This window comes from Vibrio aerogenes, from assembly GCF_024346755.1.
In the GTDB taxonomy this organism is placed as follows: Bacteria; Pseudomonadota; Gammaproteobacteria; order Enterobacterales; family Vibrionaceae; genus Vibrio; species Vibrio aerogenes.
Genome location: NZ_AP024861.1, coordinates 641,768 through 654,775, shown reverse-complemented (window position 1 = coordinate 654,775; position 13,008 = coordinate 641,768). Strand labels below are relative to the sequence as shown.

Sequence of the window (13,008 nt, the reverse complement as noted above, 5' to 3'; positions counted from 1 at the left end):
AATGTTATCTGATTGTCACATTTATCCGGCTTAATGTCGGCGGTTTCTTTTCAGACACGGCTCAATTTGGGCAATAAATGCAGAAAGAAAGATGAGAGAAAGCCAACCTTTATGATGAGACAACCATAACAACAAAGGTTCATTTAATTCTGTTAAATATGTAGTGTGCAGCACAAAAATTCAATTTAATTATAAATTTTCATATTTTTAACCAGCAGAGTCACATTAATGTGTTAAAAACTGAATATAATTACAGGTGCGTGATACATAAAAGGATACAAATATGAGACTGTTTAAGCGCTATACACCAGGTATGATTGCTAAACATGTAAGTCGTCTTTTTAAAGGTAGAATCTATATTTATGGTATTGGAAAATTTGAATTTGATAACGGCAAGCTTGTCTTACCGGAAAAGGCAGAACAACGCCACTATAAGACAGTAAAAGAAGTCAATCAGGAAATCATGAAGCTACGCTACGCACATATATAACTACATCTGTCATTCGAATAATGACGTCCGAGACGTCCGGCTCATTATCAGGGCAACCATAAAATCAAACAAACATGTTGCCCTGAAAAAAACTCTATTTTTCTTCAGAAAGTGCTAAATGAGGCAGTGTTCCCCGCATACCTAAAGCCCTCAGCATCAATTCCTGCTTGACTCCCGGTAACTGATTCATGACCACCATGCCCGCTCCCCGAAATAATTTTTTTACCGGAAATGCCCCATCAAAAATATCTTTTATCCCCTGCATCGCAGCAATCATTTTTGCCGCTTCAGCTTTTCTCCAGCGTTCATACGGGCGTAAATGCCGGTGAATTCCAATATCTTTTCCCTGTTGCCATAATGCTGTGATTTCCTGAGCCAGAGAAGCTGCATCAAGTAATCCCAGATTCACTCCCTGTCCGGCTAAAGGATGAATGGTATGGGCTGCATCCCCAACTAACGCGACACGCTCCGAAACAAAATCACGGGCATAGCGCATTTTCAAGGGAATCACCGCTCGTTCGCTAACCAGTTCACAAAGCCCCAACCGACAATCAAACTCAGAGGCCAGATGCTGACAAAACTGCTGCGGATCCATATCCATCAGTGCTTCTGCTTTATTCGGGTCAGTCGACCAGACAATGGAACATAAATCAGGTTCGGACAATGGCAAAAAAGCCAGCGGACCATCAGGTGTAAATATTTGCCGGGCCGTTTGATGATGAGGATCAGATGTTTTGACCGTCGCAACAATGGCATGATGCCCGTAATCCCAATGAGTCAGCGGTATATCCTGTTGCTGCCGGACCCAGGATTGAGAACCATCAGCGCCAATGACCAGTTTAGCGGTTAAAGACTCTCCGCGATCCAGTGTCAGCCAGACTTCATTTTCTCCGATAGCAAGACTTTGACAACGGGATGGCATCAACAAAGTAACGTGGGATAACTGTCTGACCCTTTCCAGAGCAGCCAGCTGAATCACCCGATTCTCCACAATATGGCCTAAATCCGGCTGTCCCAGCGAATCACTATCAAACTGAATTCTTGAAAAGCTATCTTTTTCCCACACATCCATATACCTGTATTGAGCCACTCTCCGGCGAAGGATGCCCTCCCAGATACCAAGGTTTTTAAACACATGTTCACTCGCCCGGTTCAGAGCAGAAACCCTGATATCCGGCACCGGAGTCAATTCAGGTGAAGGTTCGCTTCCTTCAATGACTGCAACTCTTAAATCTGTATGTTCTAAAGCAGCGGCAAGGGTCAGCCCGACCATACCGCCACCAACAATAGCTATATCAAAACTTTGTATCATTTACACAAACCTTTTAACGAGTAACATGCCCCAGCGTACGTTTCAGCAAAGGCTGTTTGAATAATGGTATCTGGTCAAATAGCATCAGCCCCAGATTTCGGCTGATTTCCGCCGGAAACCATTGGTTCGAGAAGAGACTGACTAATGAAGATGTGACTCCGGCCGTTTGAATCCGATCAGAACTTCGACGCTGCTGATATTTTAATAAACCAGAGATATCACCCACATTCTGTGCCTGCTGTGCCAGACACTCAACAAATGTCGCAACGTCCCGGATTCCGAGATTAAACCCCTGACCAGCTATCGGGTGAAGTGTCTGAGCTGCATTTCCCACAACCGCAAACCGGTGAGACACGGTTCTGGAACGAATCATCATTTTAAGCGGGTACACGCTTCGCTCACCAACCCGCTGTATTTTGCCCAAGCGCCAGCCAAAAACCTGCTGTAACTTTTCATCAAAGTTTTGCTCTGTTAACAATTGTCGGGCTTTTCCGGGTTCCATACACCAGACCATAGACATTCGTTCATTCGTCATAGGTAACATTGCAACGGGCCCTGTCGGGGTAAAGCGTTCAAAAGCCCTGCCCTGATGATGGCCGGAAATCTGGACATTGGCTATGACAGCAGACTGGTCAAAATCATACTCCTCTGCCTGATGCCCCAGTAGCTCACAACATGTCGAAGCGCTGCCATCAGCAGCAACCAGCAACTTCGTCTGAATATCGCCGTAATCTTTAAGCGTCACAGTAGCCATATCACACTGCCGATCAATTTTTTCAATCTGGTGAGGACAAAAGAATGAAACGGCGGAGCACTGTTTCAACAACTCTGTATAAATACGGCCAACATCAGCCAGCTCAACCACATAGCCTAATACAGAAAGCCCGGCCTGTTCCGGCTCTATGTCCGTCATACCGGCATGTCCTGCATCAGAAACATGAATATGCTTAATTGGTGTTGCATAGGGTAAAATATGCTGCCAAAGATCAAACGACTGCAAAATCCTCACAGTTCCGTCAGATAATGCAATTGCCCGTGCGTCAAATCCCGGATGTTGTTGCTCTCCGGCATCAAAAGCTTCAACGACTGCAATGCTAAGTTGCCCGTTAAAACGTTGATTGAGCGCCAGTGCAAGCGTTGCCCCGGTCATTGCGCCACCAGAAATCACAATATCAAACAGCTGCATACAATTGCCTCCGGAAAAATAAACAGTACGGGTTAATGTAAAGTAGGCTTTTTATCCTGTGGTTCAGGATGAACACCACATTCAGCATGAATAGTTAACACACAGACTTTGACATGCTCAATCACCTGCTCAAGCAGCAATGACTGTTCATTCAAATCATCTTCTTCATCAATCATCAGCTTTCCAATCTCTTCCAGATCTCCCAATGCTTCTTTCGATCCTTCTGAGAGAGATTTGATCTCCAGCTGTGCCAGTCCCAGACCTGAGATAAAGTGATTGACCCACTCAGACAGAGCTTCCGATTTTTCCATTAAATCTTTGTCACTATCACCTTCTGGCAGTAACAGAGATAAACGAAAATCATTTTCATTCATCTCAGTTTCAGTATACGTCACGACTTTCTCCGCCATAGATAATGCCGCCATTGTCCAGGCCATGCCTTCGCTTGTATAATCAAATAACAACGGCTGCCAGCGGCCATCATCTGTCTTTAATCCACCGGATAACATACCAGTCAGTAAACCATGTAACTCAGCCGGAGTAACTGCCAGGGACGCTGACTTTAATGTGTCTGAAAAAAACAGATAATCAGGTAATTTTGTATGACTCATTTTCGGGATCACTTTCAGGGAAAAGAATCATAATCCTACCATTTCAGATAAACCGCTGAAATGTAAAATCCAGAATATTGATGCCATCTGACGAATAAAATACGGATAAGACAGCTGACTTGCTCAATCTTTGGCTCAGGTCTGTATTTTTAACCAGCCATTGACCTTGATCTCACTGGAAAGACTTGAATCTTAAGATAGCTTTACCTATAGTTTCCGTCTTGGCGATAAGTCAGGTGAGCTTCATTTATGAGCCAGACATATGTGAATGCCGGAAAACCAGGCCATACTCATATGACAGACACCTGCTATCGGGAAGTTGAATAATACTATTCATAACAGTTTTGTTACGAGTTCATTGATCATGAGTAATCAAGCGGTTGACGTGAAGATTTTAGGTAAAATCACCCGGGTAAATTGTCCGGCAGGGCAAGAAGAATCCCTCATTCAGGCTGCTCAGGAACTCAATGATCGTTTACAAAGTATGTCTGAAAAAACCAAAGTAACGAATGAAATCAATTTATTGACAATCGCTGCGCTCAATATCTGTTATGAATTACAGGAAAAAAATCAGGCATCTGATCATTTGTCTGAACGAATTGAAAAATTATCAGCATCACTGGAAGATGCGCTTCGCAGGAGTTCTCTCCCTGAACAGGGCTGAACCCCGGCAAAAATTTACCCTGGAGTGTGCGTCAGCGGAGTAAGTCCCTGAGCCGATAAGCAATACCAAAGGGTTAGAATCTGGTAGCTATTGAGCAAGCTCGGCCCGAACCGAGAAGCCTACGGTTATCAATCCTGATCCGCCTTGAACCAGCTGGTTCAAGGGTCTAACATCTGCGACGGCACTCTGGGGTATCTTCCCCTCAACTTAATGACTCTATCCGGAAACATCATGTCCGAGCATCATACCGGGAGCTCCCGTTCAAACTTCAGAACTGAAATCAGAAAAAGACGCAATCAGTTAACATCAGACTTTCAACAACACGCGGCTCATGAATTAATCCATCAGTTCAGACAATTACCTGAAGTTAAAATCAGCCAGCATATTGCACTTTATTTATCTTCTGACGGAGAGCTTGACACCCAACCGGTCATTCACTGGCTATGGCAACAAGGTAAGTCTGTTTATTTACCGGTCATTCATCCATTTTCTCCCGGACACCTGCTGTTTCTGAAATATACGCAAAATACCTGCATGGTTCCGAACCGTTACGGCATACAAGAACCGAGGCTACGAAAGGCAGATGTCCTCCCCATTCAATATCTGGACCTGATATTCACACCACTTGTCGGATTTGATGCCACCGGACAACGTCTGGGAATGGGAGGAGGATATTATGATCGAACTCTGGCTGAGTGGAAAAAGGTGAAGCCAGTTGTCAGGGCAATAGGTCTGGCGCACGATTGCCAGTATGTGGACAAGCTTCCGGTCGAATCCTGGGATATTCCCCTGCCTAAAATCGTGACACCAACGAAAATATGGAGTTGGGAATCCAGCTGAATGCCGCTATAATCGCCGCCAGAAACAGCCCCAGGGCGTTCAAATGAGTAACGATGCCACGAATCAGGAGACGATTAATGACCCAGGATGAAATGAAAAAAGAAGCCGGATGGGCTGCACTCAAGTATGTCAAAAAAGACAGTATTGTCGGAGTGGGCACCGGTTCCACTGTCAATCATTTTATTGATGCACTTGGTTCAATAAAAGATGATATCAAAGGGGCCGTATCAAGCTCTGTAGCATCGACAGAAAAACTCAAAGCGCTGGGTATCCGGATTTACGATTGTAATGACATTGAAAAGCTGGATGTTTATATCGATGGTGCGGATGAAATTAACCCTGAAAAAGACATGATTAAAGGTGGCGGAGCTGCACTGACCCGTGAAAAAATTGTCGCTGCTATTTCAGAGCAATTTATTTGTATTGTTGATAATACAAAGACTGTAGAGGTACTTGGCCAGTTTCCACTGCCAGTGGAAGTTATCCCAATGGCGCGGGAGCAGGTTTCCCGCGAGATAAAAAGACTGGGCGGCGATCCGGTCTACCGTGAAGGCGTCATGACGGATAACGGCAATATAATTATCGATGTTCACGGACTTCACATTACAGACCCAAAATCACTTGAAGTGACACTCAATAATATTCCAGGCGTTGTCACTAACGGACTTTTCGCCCACAGAGGTGCAGATGTCATTATCATCGGTACTCCTGATGGCGCACAGGTCATTTGCTAAAATTTATCTGGCCGGTTCATCACTGCACTGAAACGGCCAGTCTCCTTTCTTTTCCCCCGTAGAACCATTTCATTAATATTTGCTTGTATACGCATCAAATACAGCGTAAAAAGTATAATTTCCTGTTGTCTGACCATAGGTTCTGACTCTGTCTTTGTTCTGTATAAACTTCATTATGCCTTATGACGTAATTTTCTTACCCAAAGACATAATTTTTTGTTATTTTATGACGAGAAAAGACACAAGGAAAACGTTTGCTTAAAGCAAAAACACCAAACTTTGCAGATAAATACCATTTTCTTGTGTAGATCATTGTCTACTTTTTTCTAATTAAGGACGATATGAATGGCCAATTTTTCACTTGATAAAAACAAAATTAAAATACTGCTTCTGGAAGGTGTCCACCCTTCAGCACTTGAGATACTGCAAGCTGATGGCTACACCAATATTGAATACCACAAAGGTTCGTTATCTGAAGAAGATTTGCTTGAAGCCATCAAAGATGCGCATTTCGTTGGCATCCGCTCCAGAACCAATCTGAATGCAAAAGTCATTGATGCAGCCAAAAAGCTGGTTGGTATCGGTTGTTTCTGTATCGGAACGAACCAAGTCGATCTGAAAGCAACAGCAAAACGAGGCATCCCTGTATTTAATGCACCATTTTCCAACACCCGTAGCGTTGCTGAATTGGTCATGGGGGAAATACTTCTGCTCTTACGCGGTATTCCGGAAAAAAATGCGCTCGCACATCGTGGTATCTGGAAAAAAAGTGCCGACAATAGTTTCGAAGCCCGGGGAAAAGCATTGGGTATTATCGGATATGGTCATATTGGTACACAGCTAAGCATTATTGCAGAAAATCTCGGAATGAGAGTTTATTTTTATGATATTGAAAGTAAACTTTCCCTTGGTAACGCGCATCAGGTTTCAACCATGCAGGAGTTGCTCGGAAAATGTGATGTCATTACACTGCACGTCCCGGAAACCCCGGAGACCAAGAATATGATGTCGACTGAAGAGTTTGCAGCCATGAAACCAAACTCTATCTTCATCAATGCAGCCCGCGGAACTGTGGTTGATATTGAGGCACTATGTCAGGCGCTGGAATCCGGACACATCGCCAGCGCTGCAATTGATGTATTCCCAACAGAGCCGAAAACAAATGCAGACCAGTTTGAATCACCTCTGACTAAATTTGATAATGTGTTACTGACACCTCACATTGGTGGCTCAACGCAGGAAGCTCAGGAAAACATTGGCATTGAGGTTGCAGGTAAAATTGTGAAATATTCAAACAACGGTTCAACGTTGTCCAGCGTGAATATGCCTGAAGTCTCTTTACCTGCAATGCGTAATTGCTCCCGTTTGCTTCATATTCATGAAAACCGTCCGGGAATCATGAACCAAATCAATACTATCTTTGCTCAGGATGATATCAACATTGCAGCACAATACCTGCAAACAACGGCCGACATTGGGTATGTTGTGATTGATGTTGAAACAGCCCGCTCGCAAGAAGCACTCGATAAGCTGAAAGCTATTGAAGGGACTATCAGAGCCCGTATTCTTCATTAATGACTGATGTAGCAAGCTTTCCAATAAAAAAACCGCTCACAAAGAGCGGTTTTTTTATCGAATCAGATATCACCGATTAAAGGACATCAACAGCATTCAGGTCTGCAAATGCTTTTTCAAGACGCTTAACCATAGATGCCTGACCAGCACGTAACCAAACGCGAGGGTCATAGTATTTTTTGTTCGGCGCATCATCACCCGTTGGGTTGCCAATCTGACCTTGCAGGTAATCATGGTTATCGGCTTCGTATTGACGAACACCATCCCAGGTTGCCCACTGTGTATCAGTATCAATATTCATTTTTATCACACCGTATGAAATTGATTCCTGAATTTCAGCTTCAGATGAGCCAGAACCCCCGTGGAATACGAAGTTCAGAGAGTTCGCAGGAAGATTGAATTTCTCTGAAACATAAGCCTGAGAATCACGCAAAATGGTTGGCGTCAGAACAACGTTACCTGGCTTGTAAACGCCATGAACATTACCAAATGAAGCAGCGATCGTGAAACGATGGCTCACTGCATTCAGTTTTTCATAAGCATAAGCAACATCTTCAGGTGATGTATACAACTCAGAGGAATCCATGTCAGAGTTATCAACACCGTCTTCTTCACCACCAGTACAACCAAGTTCAATCTCGATTGTCATGTTCATTTTGGCCATACGCTCAAGGTATTTGGCACAAGTTTCAACGTTCTCTTCTAAAGACTCTTCAGACAAATCAAGCATGTGAGAAGAGAACAGAGGTTTACCCGTTTCAGCAAAGAATTTTTCGCCGGCATCCAGCAGCCCGTCAATCCATGGCAGTAATTTTTTCGCAGCATGGTCAGTATGCAGGATGACAGGCACACCGTAAGCTTCCGCAACAGTGTGAACAAATTTAGCACCAGCAACTGCACCCAGAATCTGAGCGCCCTGACCTTCCATCTTCACACCTTTACCAGCAAAGAAAGCTGCACCGCCGTTAGAGAACTGAACAATAACCGGAGATTTAACTTTTGCTGCCGCTTCAAGTACAGCATTGACAGAGTCTGTACCAACACAGTTTACAGCAGGAAGTGCAAAGTTATTTTCTTTTGCAACTTCAAATACTTTCTGAACATCATCGCCAGATATAACACCTGGTTTTACGAAATCAAAGACCTTAGACATGGTTCAACCCTATTTTAGTCGTTTTATAAGAACGAATTATAAATGTGAATTTTGTGAGAATTTGCTAACAACGATTAACATTTTAGCAAAACTCATATCAGTGTGCAGTAAACAAGAGCGGGAGCTTTTAGCTCCCGTCTTCATCATCCGTTATGCTTTAGCGCGAGCTTCCAGCATTTCAACTGCAGGCAACACTTTACCTTCAACAAATTCAAGGAAAGCACCACCACCTGTTGAGATATAAGAGACATCTGCTTTGATACCGAACTTATCAATTGCAGCAAGCGTATCACCACCACCAGCAACAGAGAAACCTTCTGATGCAGCAATGGCTTCAGAAATACCTTTTGTACCCGCTTCAAAGTTTTTAAACTCAAAGACACCAACAGGACCATTCCAAAGAATTGTTTTTGCATTTTTCAGAATGTCAGCAAGTGCTGCAGTTGAGTCAGGACCCAGATCAAAAATCATGTCATCATCAGCAACTTCACTGACATTTTTGATTTCAGCTTCTGCATTTTCATCAAATGCTTTTGCACAGGCCACGTCTGTTGCTACAGGAATTGCACACTCGTCCATCAGTTTTTTCGCTGTATCAACCAGATCAGCTTCATACAGTGATTTACCAACATTATGGCCGGCAGCCGCAATAAATGTATTTGCGATACCGCCACCAACAACAAGCTGGTCAGCAATTTTAGATAATGACTCCAAAACGGTCAGCTTCGTGGAAACTTTTGAACCACCAACGATAGCAACCATAGGGCGTGCAGGTTTATCCATCGCTTTACCAAGTGCATCAAGTTCGTTTGCCAGAAGAGGTCCGGCACAAGCAACAGGGGCATTCATACCAACGCCATGTGTTGAAGCCTGAGCCCGGTGAGCTGTTCCGAATGCATCCATCACAAAAATATCGCACAGTGCTGCATATTTTTTAGAAAGCTGTTCTTCGTTCTTTTTCTCGCCTTTGTTAAAGCGGACATTTTCCAGAACAACCAGTTCACCAGCATTCAGTTCAAGACCATTTAAATAATCTTTTGCAAGTTTAACGTCACAATCCAGCGCATCATTCAGGTAGTTGACAACAGGCTGTAGAGAGAACTCTTCTGCATACTCGCCTTCAGTCGGGCGTCCCAGGTGAGAAGTCACCATAACTTTTGCACCCGCTTCAAGGCAATGCTTGATGGTAGGCAGTGATGCAAGAATACGGGCATCAGAAGTTACTTTTCCATCTTTTACAGGTACATTAAGGTCAGCACGGATAAATACCCGTTTACCAGCCAGATCCAAGTCCGTCATCTTGATTACAGACATATTCAGTCCTCTCAAATTGTAATATTAAAATTGAAAAATATTAAAAAGCTCCGCTCCCCTGCCGAGCTCACATAATTCTACCTCAAGGGCTTCTTTTTCCGGGAATTATCTTATTTATTTCATTCTGAAAAATAAATAGCTATTCTACCGCGTCATATCACGGTTTCAACGCATACATCGCCATAGCTGTATCCAGCATACGGTTGGCAAAACCCCATTCGTTATCACACCAAACCAGCATTTTAACCAAACGCCCATTACTCACCCGGGTTTGTGAACCATCAACAATTGCACTATGCGCATCATGATTAAAATCGATGGAAACGAGCGGTGCTTCAGTATAGTCAACAATGCTATGTAATGTACACTGAGAAGCATCAATTATGGTTTGATTTACGTCATTAACAGTCACATTTGTATTCACCGACACACTCAAATCCATTGCTGTTACATTCACCGTCGGCACTCTGACAGAGATAGCTTCAAACTTATCGGAAAACTTAGGAAATATTCGTTCAATCCCTTTGTGCAGCTTTGTATCTACCGGAATAATCGATTGACTTGCAGCACGGGTGCGACGTAAATCCGTATGGTAAGCATCAATGACCTGTTGGTCATTCATCGATGAGTGAATGGTTGTAATCGTTCCGGAATCAATGCCAAAAGCTTCATCAAGCACTTTAATCACAGGGACAATACAATTAGTCGTACATGATCCACCGGAAACAATCCGGTGTTCGGGAATTAAAGTTTCATGATTGACGCCATAGATAATCGTATTATCAATATCACTTTCTCCCGGATGAGAAAACAGAACCTGTCGGGCACCGGCTTCAATATGCGCCAAACCATCACTCCGGCTGCCGTATACACCTGTGCAGTCAAGCACAATATCAATCCCTAAATCCTGCCAGGGCAGCAATTTGATTTCCGGCAGGTGAAGAATGCGTACAGAGTCAAACTCCCCATTTTCATGATGCAGGTAGAGATGTTCCTGATCGTGGCTAACCCGCTTAAAAAACCGCCCGTGGCTGGAGTCAAACTGAAGTAAATGTGCCATTGCATCGGGTTTTGCTAATTCATTGACCGCTACAACCTGAATTTGATGACTCTTTCCACTCTCATACAGAGCTCTGAGTACGTTTCTGCCAATCCGGCCAAACCCGTTAATCGCAATTCTGAGCATAATTCTGAGTTACATCCAATGTCAGTTAAAAGATTCCTGAAAAATAACGCAGCATATCTTCAATATGCTGACTAAGCTAAATAAGACCGGATTCATTCTACTCTTTTTACAAACAATTGTTCACCCTGAAATTCAGAGAAGTCCCTGACCATAACTCAAAAGTGAAGTGATGATAACTAACCAGCACCACCGGACCAAAACATCATTTACCCACAAGCTGCTTTTTGTTTTATTGATCAATCTGGTTTTCTACCTGTTTTTTATCTTTTCTTCTTCCGCTGATGTCTTTGCCATGAACCTCTACGATAACGATAACTTCATGAGGTATTTTCAATTCACACAATGGATTGAACAGGGAGAGTGGTACTTACAGCCACTTTCAAGGTTGAATCCCCAGGATGGGGTTCTGATTCACTGGTCAAGGTTGCCAGATATTCCATTAGCGCTTATTTCACTCATCATCAAACCTTTTACAACACCTGAAACATCATATGCAATTGCAATGATCGCTGTTCCGGGGTTATATCTGTTTGGTACCACCATTGCCGTGGCAAAACTGACGTCACGGATTATGGGAGATGACTATGTTGTTCTGGCCTGTTTTTACTTATTAAGTACGCACCTGATCGGTAAATTCTTACCCGGTTCCATCGATCACCATAATATCCAGCTCTTACTCGCAGCCTGGTTTATTGCCTTACTGCCTCTGAACCGTCATGACAGTAAATCAACCCGTGCTTCTGTTGTTTGTGGGTTACTGCTGGCTCTGTCTTTCTGGACTGGTCTGGAAAATCTGATATTTTTCGGACTGTTACTTTTATACCTCACCATCAGAGGCTATACACACTCTTTACGGTTTCTCTGCTTCTGCCGGACGTTATGTCTCAGCGCATTCGCATTTTCATTCATCTTCTGTTTGCTAAACCGCCCAATAGCTGAGTTCACAGAAAAACAGATTGACGCACTCTCATGGCCTTACCTGCTCTGCCTGCTGTGTGGCACACTATTCTGCCAGCTGTCTGTTGGTTTCCGGCAACCGGTCAACCGCCTCATCAAATACGTATTGATTGGCACAATCAGCGTCATCCCCATCCTGATTTTTACACCTGAAATATTTCCGGGGGTTTACTATCAGTATCCGGCGTTACTCAATCAATTCTGGCTGTCAAAAGTGACCGAAGTCATTTCAATCATTGAATACATCAACAGAGAAGGCGTATTCGGTCAGCATAACTATCTGTTGAGTATCATTCCTGCTTTACTTTCGATTTTCTTCATCAGGCACAATGAGAGGCTGAAACAACTTTACCTTGTGATGCTGCTACTCATTATTCCGGCATTTTTCTGGCAAGCCAGAACTGTTTTTCTGATTTTTATTATCGCAGCGCCATTTCAGGCTTTCTTTGTCGTCAGGTATATCAGAAAAATCCCTTCCGGGCTTGCAGGCATGATCATCGCATTAGTTTGTATGCCAGCCAGCATGACGATAAGCGCTTTTTTACTCAACCAGCAGCTCCATCCGGAAATCACACTGACGATGACAAAAGAGAACTATAAACCTGAAGTGGTCCGTTTTTTAAAACAGCATCAGATTTCCCGGCAAAAAATTCTTGCACCCGTTGAATTAGGTACACCTATTCTGACTTTGACCGACAATGCCGTTATTTCCGCTCCCTATCACCGGAATATCAATGGAAATACGCTTGCGATTCAGATTCTGGTGGAGAAAAAAGAATCAGTGTATCAACACTTACTGCAAGAAAATCACTTTAACTACATCTTGATTGGAAATGACAATGCCAGTAACTTGCTGAAACAGCAATCAGACGAAACTTCACTCATCAACCGGCTTGACCAAGATTCAGCACCAGCATGGCTGTCACTATCAGCTCAGGGAAAATCCGGATTAAAGCTGTATAAAATCAATTTACCCGATGGATAAA

Annotated in this window: 12 protein-coding genes and 1 other RNA gene; 7 read left to right on the top strand and 6 right to left on the bottom strand. The window is 43.5% G+C overall.

The window, feature by feature from the left end:
* Window positions 1-283 precede the first annotated feature (283 nt).
* A complete protein-coding gene (locus tag OCV29_RS03035; RefSeq protein WP_073603461.1) occupies window positions 284-490 on the top strand; it encodes a DUF1107 domain-containing protein in 207 nt (68 codons plus the stop codon).
* 94 nt (window positions 491-584) lie between these two features.
* Here OCV29_RS03035 and OCV29_RS03030 read toward each other — a convergent pair whose 3' ends face one another.
* The 3 genes from OCV29_RS03030 to OCV29_RS03020 are packed head-to-tail and all read right to left on the bottom strand — an operon-like array spanning window position 585 to window position 3,599.
* The gene (locus tag OCV29_RS03030; protein ID WP_073603462.1) at window positions 585-1,802 is read right to left on the bottom strand and encodes an FAD-dependent 2-octaprenylphenol hydroxylase; all 1,218 of its coding nucleotides are present in this window, start codon (window positions 1,800-1,802) and stop codon (window positions 585-587) included.
* 13 nt (window positions 1,803-1,815) lie between these two features.
* Entirely contained in the window at window positions 1,816-2,988 is a 1,173-nt protein-coding gene (gene ubiH, locus OCV29_RS03025) for a 2-octaprenyl-6-methoxyphenyl hydroxylase (RefSeq protein ID WP_073603463.1), read from the bottom strand.
* Between the two features lie 32 nt (window positions 2,989-3,020).
* The gene (locus OCV29_RS03020) at window positions 3,021-3,599 is read right to left on the bottom strand and encodes a YecA/YgfB family protein (RefSeq protein ID WP_073603464.1); all 579 of its coding nucleotides are present in this window, start codon (window positions 3,597-3,599) and stop codon (window positions 3,021-3,023) included.
* Between the two features lie 364 nt (window positions 3,600-3,963).
* On the opposite strand from OCV29_RS03020, the gene OCV29_RS03015 reads away from it, so the two are divergent.
* The 5 genes from OCV29_RS03015 to serA all read left to right on the top strand — a co-directional run bounded on the left by OCV29_RS03015 (window position 3,964) and on the right by serA (window position 7,412).
* Entirely contained in the window at window positions 3,964-4,263 is a 300-nt protein-coding gene (locus tag OCV29_RS03015; protein WP_073603465.1) for a cell division protein ZapA, read from the top strand.
* Window positions 4,264-4,276: 13 nt separating this feature from the next.
* Window positions 4,277-4,460, top strand: a non-coding RNA gene (gene ssrS / locus OCV29_RS03010) — 6S RNA.
* 34 nt (window positions 4,461-4,494) lie between these two features.
* The gene (locus OCV29_RS03005; protein WP_073603466.1) at window positions 4,495-5,103 is read left to right on the top strand and encodes a 5-formyltetrahydrofolate cyclo-ligase; all 609 of its coding nucleotides are present in this window, start codon (window positions 4,495-4,497) and stop codon (window positions 5,101-5,103) included.
* A 77-nt stretch (window positions 5,104-5,180) separates the two neighbouring features.
* Window positions 5,181-5,837 (top strand): ribose-5-phosphate isomerase RpiA, encoded by a 657-nt coding sequence (gene rpiA, locus OCV29_RS03000; protein ID WP_073603467.1) that lies wholly within the window; start codon window positions 5,181-5,183, stop codon window positions 5,835-5,837.
* 345 nt (window positions 5,838-6,182) lie between these two features.
* Window positions 6,183-7,412, top strand: a complete 1,230-nt coding sequence (serA, locus tag OCV29_RS02995; protein WP_073603468.1) for a phosphoglycerate dehydrogenase — start codon at window positions 6,183-6,185, stop codon at window positions 7,410-7,412.
* A gap of 76 nt (window positions 7,413-7,488) precedes the next feature.
* Here the strand turns inward: serA and fbaA are convergent, their stop codons facing one another.
* From fbaA to epd, 3 genes are all read right to left on the bottom strand, one after another.
* Window positions 7,489-8,565 carry a class II fructose-bisphosphate aldolase gene (fbaA, locus tag OCV29_RS02990; RefSeq protein WP_073603469.1) on the bottom strand — a complete coding sequence of 359 codons (1,077 nt, stop codon included), beginning with the start codon at window positions 8,563-8,565 and terminating at the stop codon, window positions 7,489-7,491.
* A 150-nt stretch (window positions 8,566-8,715) separates the two neighbouring features.
* A complete protein-coding gene (locus tag OCV29_RS02985; RefSeq protein WP_073603470.1) occupies window positions 8,716-9,879 on the bottom strand; it encodes a phosphoglycerate kinase in 1,164 nt (387 codons plus the stop codon).
* A gap of 157 nt (window positions 9,880-10,036) precedes the next feature.
* Window positions 10,037-11,065, bottom strand: coding sequence for an erythrose-4-phosphate dehydrogenase (epd, locus tag OCV29_RS02980; protein WP_073603471.1), 1,029 nt, complete (start codon window positions 11,063-11,065; stop codon window positions 10,037-10,039).
* A 169-nt stretch (window positions 11,066-11,234) separates the two neighbouring features.
* On the opposite strand from epd, the gene OCV29_RS02975 reads away from it, so the two are divergent.
* Window positions 11,235-13,007, top strand: coding sequence for a hypothetical protein (locus tag OCV29_RS02975; RefSeq protein WP_073603472.1), 1,773 nt, complete (start codon window positions 11,235-11,237; stop codon window positions 13,005-13,007).
* The last annotated feature ends 1 nt before the right edge of the window (window position 13,008 follow it).